Here is an 18,312-nt window from a genome sequence, read left to right as displayed (position 1 = left end):
TTTTGCTTAGAGTATTTTTTCGAGCCAAGCAAGTGTTTGTTCATCTATCGAAACAAACTGTAATTGTCCTTCTTTTAGCGGTTCTTTGACTAGATGAATTTGATCATTTAGGCCATTGATCCATTCATAACGAAGACCATTTTCTTTTGCTTTAGAATTTTTAGCTTCTAAATAATAATTGACATGGTAATTTTCTTTACCATCCAATTGTAGCGTATTAATGGTCACTTCAAAATCTGGTGAAACATCGGTCGATTTCTTTTCACGTAATCGTTCAAGTGCTTCTATAAAAGAAGGAAATTGAGGATTATTTTCCCCACCAACGAGATATTTTTTAGCAAATTCTGTACTATCCGTATGACTTTTCACTTGTTTGGCAAATGCTTGATAAAAGGTTTCTAGCGCTTTGCGGGCATCATAGTCGCTAGCTAACGGAAAATTCAATTGTAGCGTTGGATTATCGGAGAGCGCTTCGACAAAATCATTTTCACCAATCGTTTCTTTTGATGTTTGAATTTCTTCTCCATTAATCGTCTTTTTAAGTTGAATCGTCATCCCTTTGGACCAGAACAAAGGGCCAATCGTTTTGCTTCCATTCGTTAGCGTACCAACTTTCCGATCATTAATATAAATATCTGCGTCTGGCAGATTGCTTTCCACAACAAAATTCATTCGTTTAAAATCTAAAGGAATACTAGAAATATAATTTTCCTCTTCTAATAAACGGTACTCTTCTGTGATAACAGGTTCGCCGGTGCTATCTTTCACTGTGGCTGTAAAAGTATATTGTCCTGGCGCTAAGGGGCCCAATTCCTTTTGATAAGTGGTTGAGTCGGAAGTGCCCACTTCCCGCCCGTTCATTGCCAGCGTCACACCGCGCTGATTCGTCGTTAACTGAACAGAAACAGGCGTTAAAATGAATTGATAACGGTGAAAGAAAAATGCTGTTTGACTTGTTTCACGAATAGTTAAACCATGTAACTTTTTATCCTTTAATAGCGCTTTTTCTAATTTTTTTAGCTCAGTTGGATTTTTTTGATAATAAGTGATTAAAGGCTTAATGCTTTGCGGATTCACTTGAAATTCAGACTCGTTCGTCCTCATTTTTTTACTTAATTCTTGGGCATCACCATTCTCAATCGCTTCAATAAAATAAGAAATTTGTTGTTCCTTAGAAAAATAATGCGTCCCGAGAAAATAGCTACCCGCTCCAAGAACGATGAACACAAAAAGAAACGCCCAGATCCAGCTTCTTTTTGATCTGAGAGGAGTAGATTCGTTCCCTTTATTCATTGATGGTTGTGCTTGGTTTTCCTCTTGATGCATTGATTCATTCATTAGCGGAGCGCCGCATTCTTCACAAAAGGACTCCGTATCACGATTCACGTGACGACAATTTTTACACTTTTTCACTCAGGAAAACTCCTCTTTCTTTGATGATTTCTATCATACCAAGGGAAAGTTAAAATTACAATGCAGATGGTTTAGTATTTTTTAACAGAATGATGACAGATTATGACAACCTCTTTTCTTTTAGGCGTAAATTTTAAAAACCCACTGTCAAACATTGTTCAACAGCAGGTTTTTTATCATTTATTTTGTTAACGGTGTTTTTTTCTGAATAGTATGTTGTTTTTTTGATAGCCATGGCAATAACTTCGCATGTAGTACTAGAAAAACACCACTGACTAAGAGGCCTTTAATAAGGTTGAATGGCACAATACCAATCGCCACATAGCTTGCTAAAGATGTTCCTAAAAATTGTTGTGTGGTCACACCATATAATTGTAAGTAAACTGGTGTAATGACAAAATAATTCGCAATACTCATGAAAATCGTCAAGGCTAAGATCCCACTTACTAGGCCCACTATCCGATTTGTACGGATATTTTTCTTTTTACCAAAGAAATAAAAAATTGGCAAGGTGAAGATACTACTTGCTAAAAAGCTAGCGAAATCTCCCACCATATTTTGCGGTGCTAGTCCGGTTAAGAACAGGTGTAGCAACGAACGAACAAAAGCAGTAATTACTCCTGCTAACGGTCCGTACAAGAACATTCCGAGTAGAATCGGAATATCACTAAAATCGATTTTCAAAAAACTAAACGCCGGCATAATCGGAAATGCCACAAATTGTAATACTGTACCGATTGCAGCCAACATTGCAATGCTGACCATTTTTTGTACCTTGTTGTTCATCTGAAATCCTCCAATTAAGGACCCATCTTCAACGAACTTTTTGATTCGCTTCTTTGTCATACAAAAAAACCCTATTTTTCTGCAGGGAAAAATAGAGTAGGATTATCTGATGAAAAAGCGTCTCAAATAAGCCCTATCTTCTTTATCCAGACTATACTGTCGGTATTGGAATTACACCAATTCAATCGTTAAAAACGAGTCGTGGACTATAACCACCGGTCGGGAATTACACCCTGCCCCTGAAGACGAACCTTGTATTATATTTTTTTACTTACTTAGTGTAACCGATTTGAACAATGAATGCAACTAACTAAGCTTTTTTATTAAATTTCATTGATTGTTTCATTTCTCAAAAAAAACAATCCCTTCGCCATAAGCGCGAAGAGATCGAGTCATTTTATCTTATTTAGCTTGATTTAATAATTGACTGATTTCTTTTTTAGTTAAATCACGATATTGTCCTGGTCGCAAACCTTGTAAGGTCAACTCACCATAACGTTCACGTTTTAATTTTTGAACAGGGAAACCAACAGCTTGAAACATTTTCTTCACTTGATGATTACGTCCTTCATGAATCGTTAATTCCACGACACTGCTACCTGTTTTAATATCCGCTGAAAGAATTTGAAAATTGGCTGGTGCTGTGCGTTTGCCATCAATGCGAATGCCTTTGGCTAATGGCAATAGATCCCGTTTAGTAGGTACACCTTTAATTTTTGCTACGTAGACTTTATCTACTTCATGTTTAGGATGGGTTAATTTTTGTGAAAAACTTCCATCATTCGTTAAAAGTAACAACCCAGAAGTATCATAATCCAGACGACCGACTGGATAAATTCGCTCAGTAACATCTGTAAAATAATCCGTTACTACTTTACGGCCTTTATCGTCAGACACCGCAGAAATAACCCCTCTTGGTTTATAGAATAAATAATAACCATATTCTTCTTGATAAATTGGTACACCATCAACCTCAACAGTATCTTGTTTACTTACTTGCGTTCCTAATTCTTTGACCACTTGGCCATTGACTTTTACGCGGCCTTTGACAATTAATTCCTCTGCTTTGCGACGCGAAGTCACCCCAGCATGAGCAATTGCTTTTTGTAATCTTTCCATTTTTTAAGCTTCCTCGCCTTCTGTTGTTTCAGACATTGGGTTCGTTTCTTGATAACGATCAAAAAATAGATCCATTGGTAGTTCTTCTTCTAATTCATCTTCCATTTGTTGGATATCTGGTAATTCATCTAAACTTTTCAACCCAAAGTAATCCATAAAATACTTCGTTGTGCCATACAAAATCGCTCTACCAGGACCATCGACGCGGCCTTTTTCTTCTATCAACTGACGGGCAACTAACTTTTGGATAGAGCCAGAAGTCTGTACGCCACGAATTTCATCAATTTCAATACGCGAAATTGGTTGCTTATAAGCAATAATGGATAATGTTTCTAGCGCCGCTTGTGATAAGGCGTTCGACATAGGCGATTGCGCATATTTTTTTAGTAATGAGGCATATTTTTTCTTCGTTGTTAAGACAAAATGATTGCCGACTTCTAAAATATTTAACGCCGATTTATTGTCAGAAGCATAATGTTCTTTCAATTTCGTTAATTCTTCATAGGTTTTTGCTGTTGACTTCTCTAATAAGTACGCCAGCTCTTCCAAGCCAATTCCTTCTTCGCCAACCACAAATAAAATTGCTTCAATTTGACTAACTAATGTCACTGTGTTTCCTCCACCTCTGTTGTATCTTCCTGCTGGGTTTCTGTATTAAATAACAAAATTTCACTATAATTATTTTCTTGTTCAGCATAAATCACGCCTGTTTTCATTAATTCTAAAAGAGCCATGAACGTTGTCACAATTTCTTGTTTGGAATAAGAATCGAAGAAAGAATCAAACGACACTGCCTTCCCTTTCTGTACTTGGCGCATACGCTCTGAAATAGCGGTGATTTTTTCTTCGATGGAAACATCGTCACTAGCAACAGTTGTTTCAACAGGCTGGCGATTTTTTTTCTTTTCTAACATGGCGTGAAAGGCTAGAAATAAATCAATTGTATTGATTTGATTAGGCGGTAGTGTTGTATCTTCCTCTTTATAATCATCCATATCCATTGGTTCTTTTGTATAATAGAGTTTACGTTCTTCTTCTTTTTCATGTAAAACAGTCGCTGCATATTTAAATTTCCGATACTCCAATAACTGAGCTACTAAAGCTTCCCGTGGGTCTTCCTCTTCAAAAAAATTTTCATCATCAATGATCTCAAGCTCTTGTTTTGGAAGCAACATCTGACTTTTAATAGCCATTAAGGTGGCAGCCATGACTAGATATTCTCCAGCGACTTCTAACTCTAAGGTTTGCATCGCATGAATATAAGACATGTATTGTTCAGTTACTGCTGTAATGGGAATGTCATAGATATCGATTTCTAATTTTTGAATTAAATGTAGTAGAAGATCCAGTGGTCCTTCAAAGACATCTAGTTTTAAATTAATTTCTTGCAAAAACGACACCTACTTTCTTTTCTCGACTTCCTAGTTTACCATAAATTTATTCGTTTGTGGGCATTCTCGCAAATTAAGCCCGAGGAAAATGTTCCTTATAAACATCTGCCATTCGTTGTTTGGTAATATGTGTATAAATTTGTGTCGTGGAGATATCTGCATGTCCTAATAATTCTTGAACGATTCTAAGGTCTGCGCCATTTTCCAACAAATGTGTCGCAAAGCTATGCCGTAATGTATGCGGCGTAATATTTTTCTCTATCTGGGCTTCTCGGACAATCTGTTTTAAATTTTTCCAAATGCCCTGTCTAGATAACGGTTCGCCATGATGATTAACGAACAGGTGTGTTTCATTCGGATGGTTTTTAATCAATTGAGGTCTGGCTTCGTTCATATAGCGCTGAATCCATTGAATCGCATAATCGCCTAAAGGGATAATTCGTTCTTTGTCCCCTTTTCCGATTGTTTGCAATAAACCAATGGATAAATGCAGATCCCCTAATTTTATTTCAATTAGCTCACTAACTCGCAGGCCCGTTGCATACATCACTTCTAAAATAGCACGATTCCGCATACCTAGTGGTTTACTTGTATCAGGCGTTTCAATTAATCGAGTCACTTCGTCAACAGATAATGTACTTGGCAATTTTTGAACTTTCTTGGGGGAGTCAATATGTTGCATCGGATTATGTTCGCTTAAGCGTTCTTGACGTAAAAATTGATGAAATCCTCTCAAACTAGAAATCATCCGAATCACACTTGCTGAAGCTTGCTGTTCTTCGTGAAGGGATTGCAAAAATTCTGTAATCATGTAACGGTCAACTTCGTCCCAAGAATGCAGGCCTTGTTCTTGTAAAAAGGCTACGTATTTTTTTAAATCTCGTTCGTAACTCCGTCGTGTGTTATTTGATAAGCCCCGCTCTATTTGTAAATAGTGTAAATAATCGACTAATTGTTCTTCCATTATCCTTCCCTCATTTCTAGTACTATCCTATCAGATTATGCCCTAGATTGCATGGGTAAATTCCAACTTATTAAAAAAAATCAACTGACAACAAAAGACTTGTTCACTAAGTCGTTAACTTAAGAACAAGTCTTTTGTTTTTGCTACTATTAGTAAAGAATAAATTTGTTATTTTATATATTTATCTAGAAAAGCAGCTACTGTTTCCTTATATTTTTCTGGGTTTTTATTATAAGCTTTCGCATGCTCTGCTCCAGGCACGACATATTTCTCTTTAGGTCCTTGGGTTGCATTATAAACTTCGTCTAACATACTAAACGGCACAAACGTATCATTTTCACCATGAATAAAGAGCATTGGTAAATGATTCTTTTGCAATTGCTTAACAGCGCTTGCTTCCCCAAAGAAATAGCCAGCTCTAAGTTTCGTAATCCCGCTAGTAACATTAACTAATGGGAAACTTGGTAAATTGAAAAGCTCTTTCAATTGATATTGCAACTCCTGATTGACTGTAGAATAGCCACAATCTTCCACAATGGCTTTCACGTTATCTGGTAATTTTTCCCCACTCGTCATCATGACTGTAGCAGCACCCATACTGACACCGTATAAAGTGATTTGTTCTTGCTGACCATTTTCGGTTAAAACTTTCTCAATCCATTGGACATAATCTTTACGATCGGGCCAGCCGAACCCAATATAATCTCCTTGACTTTTCCCGTGACCACGCGCATCTGGCGCTAACACATTGTAGCCCCAATCATGATACATTTTCGCAAAGACAGACATCGTTTCTGCCGAACCCATATAACCATGCGCCATAATAACGGTACGATTACTTTTTTTGTCGGCTGGTAAATAAATGGCCTTTAGACGTAGCCCATCTTCCGAAGTAATTGACCATTCTTGTCGATTTTTGTCATCTTTAAACCACGCGCCTTCAGGTGTCTGGACCACTTTTGACCCTGGGGTATTCTCATTTATAAAGTCTTTCTTTCCTGGAACTACTGCATAATTATAAAAATATAAGCCTGCCGCAATTAAACCAATTGCAATTACTACAATAAGCGCAATCAAAATTTTTAACCATCGATTCATCTACGTACTCCTTTTATTTAAACTGTATGATTCATTATAAGTTGTCGCCCTTTTTTTGACAACTACCATTCAAAGATTCAGCCATCTTTCTTTACCACTACAATGGGACAATTTTGTTGCGACAAAAAAGCATAGCACAAAAATATTACCTTTTACGCTATGCTCCACTTATCTATTTATAGGAAACTAAAAATTATTTATTTTCAATAAGTTTAAAACTTGACCATGGTTTCAAAAATTCTAATAAGAAACGTTCGTCATCAGAAATACGACCAACCACATTTACACGGCCATCATTTTTCATTTCTTTTAAAGCAATTTGTGTTTCCCCTTTGTATTGTCCATAGCCAACGTTGTCAATCAAGACATCGCCTCGAACAATATCTCTCGTTGTATGAGCTGGGAAAGGACGATCTTTATAGTAAACACGTGTCATTGTTGAACGCAAAACGTAATCAGAACGATCTCCACGATAACTGTGTAAGTTATCGAACAATGCAATTCTTTCATCTTCTGTGATTTCTGGTTCTGTATCCACTTTGATCGAAGGATACGGTGCATGAAAGGCTTCTGCCATTGCTGCTAATTCTGCTTCTGAGGCATAAGCATTTCCGACAGAAATATCATCGATTAATCCTGTTAAAACTAAATGCTTAACTTGCGTTGCAATTTCTAAATCGCGGTGGTCTTCCAAAGAACATAACCCATCTTGTGTCGGCCATGGCCCAAATGTAGCATCGTGTGAGTTCACAAACGCCATCGTATTTAAATTATATTTTCTAAATTTTTCTGAACAATAAACAAAATGCTCATAGCCTAAGCCTGTATAACGATGTGGATAGAAATTATGTGAGCCTAGTAAATTTTCTGTGTTTGGTGAGTAGGCCATAATATTATCTACATAACTTGTCCCTGAACTCATATTAATTTCAATTTTAATGCCATAAGGGTTTCTTGTCATATTCGCCTCTTCTTGCCCAGTAAAACCAAGATCTAAACGAATACCGTAAGCGCCCATATCATGGAAAAATGATAAATCATCATAAGAGATGCCTAATTGTTCGAACAATGCAGGATTAATATCGACCATCACTTCCATACCTAATTGGTTGGCGTAATCTACGACTTTTTTAAACTCTGCTAATACCTTTTCCCGATCATCATTGATTTGCAATAAACTAGTAAAGACACGCTTAAAGCCGTATTTATGAGCCAAATCCAAATATGCTTTGTCCTTTTCAAATGTTGAACGTTCTGGATAAATTGAAATACCTAATTTTCCCATGTGATTGCCTCCTAAATTGTAAAACATAATAATGTATCTGCTTACATTGTAACAAAAAAAACAAAAGTGGTCTACACCTTTCCTATAGGAAATCTTATAAAAATTCCACTGGTTTGTTATCTTCTCTTTTGTTATGATAAAAAAGAACCTAATTGTCAGTGTGAAAGGAAGAGGAAAACAGATGAAACATAAGAAAATGCTTGCTGTTGCTTCAGTTGCAGCATTCACCTTGCTTTTAGCAGGCTGTAACACAACCAATAATAAAGGCACGACCGCAACGAGTGATTCTGTCGCTAAATCCAGTGAAAGCAAAACAAAGGATTCGGTCGACTTAAATTCACTAGATTTACCACAACTAGATGACAAAGTTGCCGAAGATCAAGACTTAGTCCAAATGGTTACTTCAATGGGAAATATTGAAATCAAACTATTTCCTAAACAGGCTCCAAAAACTGTCGAGAACTTTATGAAACATGCCAAAGATGGCTATTATGATGGCTTGACTTTCCACCGCGTCATCAATAACTTTATGATCCAAGGTGGCGATCCTAGCGGTGATGGAACTGGCGGAAACAGCATCTGGAATAAACCATTTGAAGATGAATTTTCAAACCAGTTATATAACATTCGTGGCGCGTTATCAATGGCGAATGCAGGACCTAATACTAACGGCAGTCAGTTCTTTATTGTCCAAAATACAGATGATCAATCTGATGGTCTTTTATATGATGATTATCCAAAAGCAATCATTGATGCTTACAAAAAAGGCGGCTATCCTTCTCTTGATAAAAAACATACTGTTTTCGGTCAAGTAACCAAAGGAATGGATATTGTCGATAAAATTGCCAAAGTCGAAGTTGGTGCCAACGATAAACCAAAAACTGATGTTAAAATTGAAAAAATCAATATTCTTCAAGAAGCAAAAAAATAACAAAAAGTCAGAACGTACGCTGAAGATACGTTCTGACTTTTTGTTATTTTTGAATCGCTTGTAATGCCTTTTCTGGTACTTGGTCTTGATTGACCTCTTCATACGTATTGATGTGGGCCCCTTTATTTGAGACTTTTAGATAATGATCTGTTTTTAATTCATGGTCCGCTGTGAAAGTTATTTCTCGCGTTTTGCCTTCCTCATCTGCGGCTACTTGCGTATAACTAGCAATTCCATAGCCATTAACGCTATCGGCTTTCTTTGTTTTAACATACACATTTCCTTCTTTAACCAATGGATTTAATTGATCTAACACACCAGCTAATTCGCCAGAGTTCTTCTCTGCGTAAAACTTGGCCCCAAATAAACCACCACCAATAACAATTGCTGTCACCACTAAAAATTTAATAAATTTCATCACATAAATCCTCCCGAGTAATTATTCTCTGTTACTTCTTCCAAAGTATAGCAAGTTTTAAACAATCCTTCCTCGGGCGCAACGACCAGTTTTTCCTCAGACTTATGTCGTATTTTTGTTATTTTGAATAAATAACAAAACACTACTCTTCTATCAATAATTGACTTAATAATTGAATTTCTTGATTCTTAGTTAAGTCAATTGTTTTCATTGTAACCGCTGTGGCTAAACCTAAATAGATTACCACCATTTTAGGAAATAATTCGACAAATTTTCCTTTGTCCATTTGTACATATTTTTTATCCAATAATAAACGCTCTTCAAAAAAAGTTTGAAGCATTTGCTGCAATTCTTCTTCATAACCATGTGCTTTCATAAATAACGCCGTATAGATTTTTTGATGTTTTTGGGCAAATAATATAAAGTTCAGACCCAATGCAATCACTGGGTCTGAGGCACCGACATCTGCTTTATAAAATAATTGCATACGATGAAATAACGATTTAATTAAGGTTCGTTTTAAATCGTCCATGTTGACAAATTCTAAATAAATTGGCTGCGTAGAAATCCCCATAGCATCTGCAATATTTCTAGCAGTTAAATTAGAAAAACCTTTATCTACTAAAATTTTTTCAGCTACGTTTAAGATTTTTTCCTTTGTATATACCTTCGTTCTAACCATTTTCATACCCCTTTTCTCTTTTAGTTAACAATAACTTTATTATGTTCACACAAAAGAAAACCATTTTCATTATATATATAATATTTTACACTTTTTTATGCGTTTCTTTTCTCAAAATTTTCTATACATTTCGAAAAAATTGAGAATTTTCATCACCTATAAACAAATAGGTCCAGAACAAAAGGTCATCACCTTTTGTTCTGGACACTAAACGGCTGCACTCTTTATTCTTCTATTTGTTTGCCTTGTTCTTTGGCAAGCTCATTTTTATCATAAGCTACAAAGAACGGATAGTAAATCAAGATGGCCACTAGAATTAAAACAATATTCAAAACAGCAGCACGCCAATCGCCGCCTGTCGCCATAAAGGCGCCAATTGGTCCTGGTAAGGTCCAAGGAGCGGTAAAGACAACTTCACTTACTAAACCTAATTTTGTGGCAAACCAAGCAATCGTTGCTAAAACCATTGGTGCAAAGATAAAAGGAATCATTAAAATCGGATTTAAGACAATCGGTACACCGAAAATAACTGGCTCATTAATATTAAAAATAGACGGTGCTAAAATAGCTTTTCCTAGTTTTGAACCATATTCTGATTTTGCCCGAAAGGCTAATAATATAGCTAAACCAATTGTGGCTCCAGCACCACCAATCCAAATGAACCATTGGTAAAAAGGTTCTGCCGCAATCCGAGGTAATGCTTCGCCAGCTGCTTTAGCAGTCGTGTTTTCCTCTAATAGTTGTAGCCATAGAGGACGCGCCAACGATCCTACGATTGAAGCGCCGTGAATCCCAAAGAACCAGAAAAATGTTGTTAAAAAGACTAACAACAAGACACTCAATAAAGAGTCCGCTGCTTGAACTAGTGGTCCTACTAAGTTCCCTACAAATGTGTGCCAATCAAAGCCTAAATAATAAGTGATTGAACCAATCAATAACATGACAATTAACGTCGGAGTCAACGATTCAAATGAACGAGCAACAGCAGGTGGAACGTTATCAGGCATTGTAATTTTGAACTTAGACTTATCTGTTACTCGATAGATTTCGACAGCAATAATTGACGTCACAATCCCGACAAACATCCCTGCACCACCCAAATTAGCCATTGGTAAAACAAACCCAGAAACGCCAGCTGCTTTACTGGCTTCTTCAGGAATCGCTACAGGTACTAATGTTAATAAAAAAGCAATCGTAGCCAAAATCCCTCCAGAGACTTGATCAAGATTATATGATTTCGCTAAACTAGCGCCAATGCCAAAAGTCGCATATAACGCCATAATGTACATTGTCATTCGGTAAGGCAATAAGATTGTAGCAGCATTACTTGTTAAAAATTGAGTAATGCCCCAAGATTCTGGTAACGGCGGAAACGCAATAATTAGAAAAAAAGAACCGACAATAATTAAAGGTAATGTCGCAATAATCCCATCCCGCACCGCACGTAAATGGCGCTGATTGGCAATTTTAGCCATTGGTCCAGCTAGATGATTTTCAATCCAAACAGTCAGTTTATCTAACATAAATAACACTCTCCTCTGTTTTTCTCTTAAAAAATAACTCCTTTAATCAGCCATAAATAAGAGATAAGCTCTAATAAAATAAGAGAAATTAAAAACAACCAAATAAAACGCTTACAAAAACCTGTTTTCGTTTCAATAAAATAATGACTATACGCTAACGCAAAAGCAATCCCAACAGGCAAAAAAATCATGGCACCAATATTAAACGGCAGACTGAAAGTCCATAATAAAACACTCGGCAACAGGACACCACATAAGAGCCCCATACTAAAAAGAAAACCGGCACTTTTAACTGAAAACTTAGGAACCATTGCTTGATTGTTTTCCATTTCAATTTCGCTCCTTTCGTTTGTTATTTTGTTACATTTAAAATTATAAGCTATTAAAAATATTATTTCAATCTATTCGCTGATTTAATACTAATTTTAAAATAAAAAACCAGTTCACTGAGTGAACTGGTTTTATGCTTATTCGACAAATTCAAATTCAAAATTACCAATCCGAACAATGTCGCCATCTTTCGCGCCACGTGCTCGTAATGCCTCATCGACACCCATACCACGTAATTGACGTGCAAAACGCATTACTGTTTCATCATGATCGAAATTCGTCATTTCAAATAATTTTTCTAATTTTTCACCAGATAAAACCCATGAAGCATCTGGTTCACGATCAATCGTAAATTCTGGACCTTCTGGTTGGAAGCCATAACGAACGGTTTCTTCCTCTACCACTTCATCTTCATATAATGGGAATTCAGGCGTTACTTCCAACAAGTCAGCTGTTGCATTTAATAAAGGTTCAATACCTTTACGAGTAACCCCAGAGATTGGGAAAATAGGTAGCTCATCAGCATACTCATCGGTGCGTTCCTTCGCAAGTTGCTCTTTAAATTTCGCTAAATTCTCTTCTGCTTCAGGCATGTCCATTTTATTGGCAACAATAATTTGAGGTCGCTCCATCAAACGTAAATTGTGTGAAGCCAATTCTTTATTGATTGCCAAATAATCTTCGTAAGGATCGCGTCCTTCCATGCCACTCATATCAATGACATGTAAAATAACACGCGTCCGTTCAATGTGGCGTAAGAACTGTGTTCCTAAGCCGACACCTTGAGAAGCTCCTTCAATTAAGCCTGGCAAATCTGCTGCAGCGAAGCTTCGACCGTCACTAGTAGTCACCATCCCTAAGTTTGGAACTAACGTCGTAAAATGATAGGCACCAATTTTCGGACGAGCGGACGAGATAACAGAGAGTAACGTTGATTTCCCTACAGAAGGAAACCCAACTAAGCCAACATCTGCTAAGACTTTTAATTCTAATTCGATTTTACGTTCTTGGCCCGGTTCGCCGTTTTCGGCAATTTCTGGTGCAGGGTTTCTTGGGGAAGCAAAGCGAATATTCCCGCGACCACCGCGTCCGCCTTTTGCTACTACTAAGGTTTGACCATTCTCAATTAAATCCCCAATTAAGGCTCCAGTTTCTGCATCACGAACTGTTGTACCTGGTGGAACTTTGACAAGTAAATCTTCTGACCCACGACCGTGCATTCCTTTACTCATACCATTTTCTCCAGGTGTCGCCTTAAAATGACGATTAAACCGGAAATCCATTAATGTGCGTAATCCTTCTTCAACAACTAAAACAACGTCGCCACCGCGACCGCCATCACCACCAGCGGGACCCCCGTCTGGTACATATTTTTCTCTACGGAAAGCAACCATTCCGTCGCCGCCTTTACCAGCTTTGACATCAATCGTCACTTGATCTAAAAACATGGACATATAATTTGTCCTCCTATTCTACTTCTACTATCTTTAATCACCTCAAAAAGCGTGATTCGAAAGTCTTTATTATTGTATCGGGAAAACAACCGTTTGTCTAGCAATTCTAGTTAGTTATCGTTGGAAAAAGCAAAATTTCTCATGAATCTTTCGCTTTCTTTTTGTCGCTTCGCTATCAGTCTTTTGACAAAAAAATTTTAGAGGTTCATACTATAGATAGTTGAAGAAAATCACTTTTTCAGCAAGGGTCCAAAGAAACACAAACATCTAAAGGAGGAATTTTTGTTATGACAGTCAAAGTAGGAATTAACGGTTTTGGAAGAATTGGTCGTTTAGCCTTTCGCCGAATAAAAGAAGTTTCTGATGATATTGAAGTTGTGGCAATCAATGATTTGACTAGCCCAACAATGTTGGCTCACTTATTACAATTTGACTCTACGCATGGCACCTATCCTGGCACCGTGACAGCCACTGAAAATGGCATTGTTGTGGACGGCGAAGAAACCCGTGTCTACGCAGAACCAGATGCAAGTAAAATCCCTTGGGTTAAAGAAAACGGAGTAGACATTGTCCTTGAATGTACAGGTTTTTATACCTCTGAAGAAAAAGCACAAGCTCATTTAGATGCAGGTGTGAAACGTGTGGTTATCTCTGCTCCTGCAGGCGCAATGAAAACAATCGTTTATAACGTCAATGATGATACACTTGATGCCAACGATAAAATCATTTCTGCCGGCTCATGTACGACAAACTGTCTAGCACCGATGGCTTACTTTTTAAATAATGAATTTGGTATTGAAGTTGGTACCATGACAACTGTTCATGCCTACACATCAACACAAATGCTATTAGATGGCCCTGTTCGTGGCGGAAATCTTCGTGCGGCACGCTCTGCTGCAGACAATACTATTCCCCATTCAACTGGTGCTGCTAAAGCAATTGGCTTAGTTATTCCAGAACTTAATGGAAAATTACAAGGCCATGCCCAACGTGTTCCCGTTGTGGATGGATCCTTAACAGAATTAGTTAGCATTTTAAAAACAAAAGTAACAGCTGATCAAGTAAATGAAGCAATGAAAAAACACACCATTGATAACCCTTCTTTCGGTTATGATGATCGTGAAATTGTTTCTGGAGACATAATCGGCACGACAGAAGGTTCGATTTTTGACCCAACGCAAACAGAAGTAACGACAGCTGGCGATTTCCAATTAGTGAAAACTGTGGCTTGGTATGACAATGAATATGGTTTTACTTGCCAAATGATTCGCTTATTGGAAAAATTCGCTAATTTATAATTCCAATGAATAAAAAACTGCCTTGCATAAATTAATGCAAGGCAGTTTTTTTAATGTTTACTTTGACAACTTTGACAAATACCATGAAAAGTTAAGCGATGATCTTTGACTAAAAAATGATACCGACTTTCAACAATTTGCTCTACTTCACCAAGCAAGTCTTCTTCCACTTCCTCAATTGTGCCACATTCTAAGCATAACAAATGGTGGTGAAAGTGTTTGGCGCCTTCTTTTCTTAAATCATAGCGAGCTAAACCATCGTTAAAGCTCACTTTATCAACGACTTTTAAGTCTGTTAAAATTTCTAGCGTTCGATAGACTGTTGCTAGACCAATTTCCGGACTTTTTTGTTTTACCAAGAAGTAAATTTCTTCTGCTGATAAATGATCTTTTTCATTTTCCAATAATACAAGTACGGTTGCTTCCCGTTGTGGTGTTAATTTAAAGCCTGATTCATGTAATTGTTTTTTTGTCTTTTTTAAAGCAGCAGTCGAATCCATTATTACAGCTCCTTGTTTAGAATGATTACAAATTAAGAAACTTAATTTATCAATCAAATTAAAATAATTATAAAAGAAATAACTGTAATTTGCAAGATATTCTCAATTAGCTACCTTAATTTTTTTCTTTTGATTGTTCCAACGAGCCAATTAGAATTGTTTTACCATCTTCTTGTTTAATTAATTTTTGTTTCATTAAATGGCCTAAGGCGCGTTTAAATTGAGCTTTACTAATGCCAAAGGTTTGTTTAATTTCATCAGGGCTTGATTTATCGGTGAAAGGAATTTGGTGATCGTTTGCTCTTTCTAAGAAAGTTAGAATCATTAACGCATCATCGCTGATTACTTCATGACTTCTTGGTTTTAATGAAAGATTCAATACGCCGTCCGGCCGCACGCCAATCACACGCCCCACTACTTTTTCACCTAAACGTGGTTCCTGGAATCGTTCAGAAGGATGGATAAATCCAATGTATAAATCATCAGTTAAAATATACGTTCCTGCAAGTTTCAGACGATACACATGCCCGGTTAAGTTTTGGTTTTGCATTTCAGCATTCCCGCGTTTTGCCATGGCTTTAAAGACTTTTTCATCTGCTAATTCGCCCCAAATGCGGTCTTTACTGTCCACTTTTAAAGTAACCATTACTCGGTCTTCTTTTTTAGGCCAAAGTTCCCGCATGGTTGGTAATTCATCCAACGAAATAACGACATCTTTATCTGGTAAGCCAACATCCACAAAGACACCTAAATCACGTCTCGTTCCTGTGACAGTACCAAAGCCATAGCTACCAATGCGCACAGTAGGAATTGTAGTTGTCAGTGCTGGCTCTTGTTTTTGATTTAAATAACCAAAGCCTTCTACAGCCTCCCCTATAGCATGCGTACCTTCTTCTTTTTTTAAACGGAATGTGATACCATTTTTTTGAACAAAATAAAATTGTTCATTTTCATCGACCACAATGCCGGTAAATGTTGTTGCTAGTAATTCTCTCATTTATCATTAACTCCTCAAGGAAAGCCAATCGAACAAAAGATTTCCGCTTTCGTTCGATTGTTTCTATTTTCTTTTATTGCCCTGCATTACGAGAAGCGTTCCCTTTGAACCAACCTGTTTTAGCATTGATTGTAACTAAATACATGTGAACATTTTTCTCTGTAGTGCCTTCTAATAATTTTGATTGATTGTTTGTTGCATAAAGATTGTAGTAACCTTCGCCATTCACAATTTTGGCAGGTTCTAAAGAATATCCGCCAGGAACCACATAGCCACGAGCAATCACTGTGTCTAAGACTTTTTCTTTCACACCTGGTGCCCATGTCCACGCTGGATTGCTACTATCAGCGATATCAGCAGCATCTGGCGCATAAAGCGGACTAGTGTAAACCCCGTCACTGTTCGGCGCCGTGTAGCCATTCGCTTCTGTTTTTGCTGGTTCTTCCTTCTTAGCGTTCTCTTTTTTCGCGGCAGCAGCTTGTTTTGCTTGTTCTTCTGCTTGTTTTGCTTGCTCTGCGGCAGCTTGTTCTTCTGCAATTCTTTTCTGTTCTTCTTCAACCTTGGTTAACGCTTGGTCAGCTGTCGTGACTTGTTTGACCAGTTCTTTTTTCAGCTTATCACTTGTTACTTTATCTACTTCTGCCTTAGCAGCTTGATACGTGTCTCGATTCAGCTGATTGGTAGTTTTTCCATCTTTATAAATGACCTCAACCGCTTTTTTAGCTTTTTGTAATTGGTTGTATTGTTGGTTCGCTTGATCGATTGCTTGGTTCATCAATTGGTCAAATGGATCATTTTCTGTTAATTTCTTTACGGAAATTGGTTGATCAGCAGCTAGAATCGCCGGTTTCAACTCATTGCCATTGACAATCGGCGCCTCAAATAATTGGTTGATTTGTTGAATGGTTTGTTGCTTCTCTTTCAATGTTTGAATTTGTTTATTTAATTGAGAATACTCTTCTGAATCTTTAATTTCCGCGACTTGTTTTGAGAGTTTTTCTGGACTAACAGTCACCATATCGGGTTTAATAAAAACTTGCTCCTTCGTGGTATAAAAGGCTGCTAGTTCATCTTTCAGCGTATCTGTTTTCTTGGTTAGTGCCGCCGCCTCTTGTGCGGCAGCTTTTTGCGTTTGATCATGATACGCCCAAGCACTACCTCCAGCTAATAAAACAACCGCAAGCGCAACGAAAACTACTTTTTTTGATGGTTTCTTCGGAGCAGGCGCTGGTTGAGCATTCCCAGTTTCATTCATCGGTGGTATCACACCTGAATCTGAAACTTTTTCCTCGGTTGCATCAGCGTCGCTCGGTGCCTCTAGCGACGCTGCACTTGTTAACCCTTCTTCAGAATCTGAAATGGATTCAGTTGGTGTTTCGGCTTGGGTTAATACTGCCTCACCGCTGTTTTCTAACTCTTGGGTCTCTGCTGTTTCTTCTGATGGATTTTCAGACATTTCTGTATCTGCTCGATGCGCTTGAATATAAGCTTGCAAAGTTTCGTTTGGTGTTACATCTTGATCTTCTATCGGTGGTTGTGAAAAAATTTCTTCTTCAGAAGTGGTAGAGATAACTTCAGTTCCTGAAATCTCTGTTAAAGCTTCCTCTTCTGACTTCACCGTCTCAGATACCTCAGCTGTTTCTGCTTCAACAGTAGTTGTTTCTTCTAAATTAACTGCTTCGTCCGTTGCTAGTTTTTCTTCTGTTGAATGAGTAGGCGTCGCTTCTGTCGCTGGTATCGTTTCCTCCACCGAATCATGAGTCTCCTCACTAGCCCCTTCTTGAAGCGCTGCTTCTGAATCAGAGCCTATTAAGTTATCTTCTATCGACTCTTCTTTTTTGTCATCATTACTTTCTTCTTCTGGTGATTCGCCAAACAGTTCCATCACATGGCCTAAGCTCATATCTTTTAACTCAGACCATTCAATATTCTCATTTAATTGATCTTCGTGTTGTTCATTTTCCTGTGTTTCAAAATCTATATTTGTTGAAGTCGTTTCCACTTCTTCTTTATCAACTGTTGTGTCAGTTAGTGAATAGCCACATGTTGGGCAGGTCGTTAATTCTGCATCGAATTCGTTCCCGCACTTCGGACATTTTTTTGTCATTCTTCCGCCTCACATT

18 protein-coding genes and 1 riboswitch are annotated in these 18,312 nt (G+C 37.5%); of the genes, 2 read left to right on the top strand and 16 right to left on the bottom strand.

The features are described 5' to 3' along the window. Positions 1-6 precede the first annotated feature (6 nt). The 8 genes from IGL48_RS06480 to IGL48_RS06445 form a co-directional block, all read right to left on the bottom strand. Positions 7-1,338, bottom strand: a complete 1,332-nt coding sequence (locus IGL48_RS06480; RefSeq protein WP_048949497.1) for a zinc ribbon domain-containing protein — start codon at positions 1,336-1,338, stop codon at positions 7-9. A gap of 255 nt (positions 1,339-1,593) precedes the next feature. Next, positions 1,594-2,259: an ECF transporter S component gene (locus IGL48_RS06475; RefSeq protein WP_002384530.1), complete on the bottom strand. Its 666-nt coding sequence runs from the start codon at positions 2,257-2,259 to the stop codon at positions 1,594-1,596. A 71-nt stretch (positions 2,260-2,330) separates the two neighbouring features. Next, positions 2,331-2,450, bottom strand: a riboswitch (FMN riboswitch). Positions 2,451-2,601: 151 nt separating this feature from the next. Beyond that, on the bottom strand, positions 2,602-3,318 hold the full coding sequence (locus IGL48_RS06470; protein WP_002357624.1) for a pseudouridine synthase: 717 nt from the start codon (positions 3,316-3,318) through the stop codon (positions 2,602-2,604). 3 nt (positions 3,319-3,321) lie between these two features. Then, complete coding sequence (gene scpB / locus IGL48_RS06465) at positions 3,322-3,927, bottom strand: SMC-Scp complex subunit ScpB (protein ID WP_002357625.1); 606 nt, start codon at positions 3,925-3,927, stop codon at positions 3,322-3,324. Continuing rightward, on the bottom strand, positions 3,924-4,718 hold the full coding sequence (locus IGL48_RS06460) for a segregation/condensation protein A (protein WP_002381915.1): 795 nt from the start codon (positions 4,716-4,718) through the stop codon (positions 3,924-3,926). The genes scpB and IGL48_RS06460 overlap by 4 nt, the downstream gene beginning before the upstream one ends. A gap of 64 nt (positions 4,719-4,782) precedes the next feature. Then, positions 4,783-5,673 (bottom strand): site-specific tyrosine recombinase XerD, encoded by an 891-nt coding sequence (gene xerD / locus IGL48_RS06455; RefSeq protein WP_002398286.1) that lies wholly within the window; start codon positions 5,671-5,673, stop codon positions 4,783-4,785. A gap of 168 nt (positions 5,674-5,841) precedes the next feature. Then, positions 5,842-6,771 carry an alpha/beta hydrolase gene (locus IGL48_RS06450; RefSeq protein ID WP_002357629.1) on the bottom strand — a complete coding sequence of 310 codons (930 nt, stop codon included), beginning with the start codon at positions 6,769-6,771 and terminating at the stop codon, positions 5,842-5,844. Positions 6,772-6,964: 193 nt separating this feature from the next. Continuing rightward, positions 6,965-8,056, bottom strand: a complete 1,092-nt coding sequence (locus IGL48_RS06445) for a DUF871 domain-containing protein (RefSeq protein ID WP_002360357.1) — start codon at positions 8,054-8,056, stop codon at positions 6,965-6,967. Positions 8,057-8,237: 181 nt separating this feature from the next. Between IGL48_RS06445 and IGL48_RS06440 the strand changes: the two genes are divergently transcribed. Beyond that, on the top strand, positions 8,238-8,987 hold the full coding sequence (locus IGL48_RS06440; RefSeq protein ID WP_002374887.1) for a peptidylprolyl isomerase: 750 nt from the start codon (positions 8,238-8,240) through the stop codon (positions 8,985-8,987). 43 nt (positions 8,988-9,030) lie between these two features. Here IGL48_RS06440 and IGL48_RS06435 read toward each other — a convergent pair whose 3' ends face one another. The 5 genes from IGL48_RS06435 to obgE all read right to left on the bottom strand — a co-directional run bounded on the left by IGL48_RS06435 (position 9,031) and on the right by obgE (position 13,394). Then, complete coding sequence (locus IGL48_RS06435) at positions 9,031-9,405, bottom strand: YxeA family protein (RefSeq protein ID WP_002357632.1); 375 nt, start codon at positions 9,403-9,405, stop codon at positions 9,031-9,033. Between the two features lie 142 nt (positions 9,406-9,547). Next, positions 9,548-10,093, bottom strand: a complete 546-nt coding sequence (locus tag IGL48_RS06430) for a TetR/AcrR family transcriptional regulator (RefSeq protein ID WP_002365644.1) — start codon at positions 10,091-10,093, stop codon at positions 9,548-9,550. A gap of 218 nt (positions 10,094-10,311) precedes the next feature. Further along, complete coding sequence (locus IGL48_RS06425; RefSeq protein ID WP_002363934.1) at positions 10,312-11,610, bottom strand: PTS sugar transporter subunit IIC; 1,299 nt, start codon at positions 11,608-11,610, stop codon at positions 10,312-10,314. A 26-nt stretch (positions 11,611-11,636) separates the two neighbouring features. Then, positions 11,637-11,939: a hypothetical protein gene (locus IGL48_RS06420; protein WP_002363933.1), complete on the bottom strand. Its 303-nt coding sequence runs from the start codon at positions 11,937-11,939 to the stop codon at positions 11,637-11,639. A 138-nt stretch (positions 11,940-12,077) separates the two neighbouring features. Beyond that, the gene (gene obgE, locus IGL48_RS06415) at positions 12,078-13,394 is read right to left on the bottom strand and encodes a GTPase ObgE (protein WP_002384537.1); all 1,317 of its coding nucleotides are present in this window, start codon (positions 13,392-13,394) and stop codon (positions 12,078-12,080) included. A 287-nt stretch (positions 13,395-13,681) separates the two neighbouring features. Between obgE and gap the strand changes: the two genes are divergently transcribed. Further along, a complete protein-coding gene (gap, locus tag IGL48_RS06410; RefSeq protein ID WP_002357638.1) occupies positions 13,682-14,692 on the top strand; it encodes a type I glyceraldehyde-3-phosphate dehydrogenase in 1,011 nt (336 codons plus the stop codon). 50 nt (positions 14,693-14,742) lie between these two features. Here the strand turns inward: gap and IGL48_RS06405 are convergent, their stop codons facing one another. From IGL48_RS06405 to IGL48_RS06395, 3 genes are all read right to left on the bottom strand, one after another. Beyond that, on the bottom strand, positions 14,743-15,192 hold the full coding sequence (locus IGL48_RS06405; protein WP_002357640.1) for a Fur family transcriptional regulator: 450 nt from the start codon (positions 15,190-15,192) through the stop codon (positions 14,743-14,745). Between the two features lie 115 nt (positions 15,193-15,307). Further along, entirely contained in the window at positions 15,308-16,189 is an 882-nt protein-coding gene (locus IGL48_RS06400) for a CvfB family protein (protein WP_002361792.1), read from the bottom strand. A gap of 73 nt (positions 16,190-16,262) precedes the next feature. Beyond that, positions 16,263-18,296 carry a cell division site-positioning protein MapZ family protein gene (locus IGL48_RS06395; RefSeq protein ID WP_048949496.1) on the bottom strand — a complete coding sequence of 678 codons (2,034 nt, stop codon included), beginning with the start codon at positions 18,294-18,296 and terminating at the stop codon, positions 16,263-16,265. Between the last annotated feature and the right edge of the window lie 16 nt (positions 18,297-18,312).

Source organism: Enterococcus sp. DIV1090 (assembly GCF_050537975.1).
Classification (GTDB): domain Bacteria; phylum Bacillota; class Bacilli; order Lactobacillales; family Enterococcaceae; genus Enterococcus; species Enterococcus faecalis.
The sequence above is the reverse complement of the archived record's forward strand: the minus strand, read 5'-3'. Positions and strand labels throughout refer to the sequence as shown.

Bases quoted from the DNA above. Each gene is read 5' to 3' on its own strand.
- IGL48_RS06470 (WP_002357624.1), bottom strand. From the start codon at position 3,318: ATGGAAAGATTACAAAAAGCAATTGCTCATGCTGGGGTGACTTCGCGT.
- IGL48_RS06475 (WP_002384530.1), bottom strand. From the start codon at position 2,259: ATGACAAAGAAGCGAATCAAAAAGTTCGTTGAAGATGGGTCCTTAATT.
- IGL48_RS06450 (WP_002357629.1), bottom strand. From the start codon at position 6,771: ATGAATCGATGGTTAAAAATTTTGATTGCGCTTATTGTAGTAATTGCA.
- IGL48_RS06420 (WP_002363933.1), bottom strand. From the start codon at position 11,939: ATGGAAAACAATCAAGCAATGGTTCCTAAGTTTTCAGTTAAAAGTGCC.
- IGL48_RS06395 (WP_048949496.1), bottom strand. From the start codon at position 18,296: ATGACAAAAAAATGTCCGAAGTGCGGGAACGAATTCGATGCAGAATTA.
- IGL48_RS06445 (WP_002360357.1), bottom strand. From the start codon at position 8,056: ATGGGAAAATTAGGTATTTCAATTTATCCAGAACGTTCAACATTTGAA.
- obgE (WP_002384537.1), bottom strand. From the start codon at position 13,394: ATGTCCATGTTTTTAGATCAAGTGACGATTGATGTCAAAGCTGGTAAA.
- IGL48_RS06400 (WP_002361792.1), bottom strand. From the start codon at position 16,189: ATGAGAGAATTACTAGCAACAACATTTACCGGCATTGTGGTCGATGAA.
- IGL48_RS06480 (WP_048949497.1), bottom strand. From the start codon at position 1,338: ATGAATGAATCAATGCATCAAGAGGAAAACCAAGCACAACCATCAATG.
- IGL48_RS06430 (WP_002365644.1), bottom strand. From the start codon at position 10,093: ATGAAAATGGTTAGAACGAAGGTATATACAAAGGAAAAAATCTTAAAC.
- IGL48_RS06440 (WP_002374887.1), top strand. From the start codon at position 8,238: ATGAAACATAAGAAAATGCTTGCTGTTGCTTCAGTTGCAGCATTCACC.
- gap (WP_002357638.1), top strand. From the start codon at position 13,682: ATGACAGTCAAAGTAGGAATTAACGGTTTTGGAAGAATTGGTCGTTTA.
- xerD (WP_002398286.1), bottom strand. From the start codon at position 5,673: ATGGAAGAACAATTAGTCGATTATTTACACTATTTACAAATAGAGCGG.
- IGL48_RS06425 (WP_002363934.1), bottom strand. From the start codon at position 11,610: ATGTTAGATAAACTGACTGTTTGGATTGAAAATCATCTAGCTGGACCA.
- IGL48_RS06435 (WP_002357632.1), bottom strand. From the start codon at position 9,405: ATGAAATTTATTAAATTTTTAGTGGTGACAGCAATTGTTATTGGTGGT.
- IGL48_RS06405 (WP_002357640.1), bottom strand. From the start codon at position 15,192: ATGGATTCGACTGCTGCTTTAAAAAAGACAAAAAAACAATTACATGAA.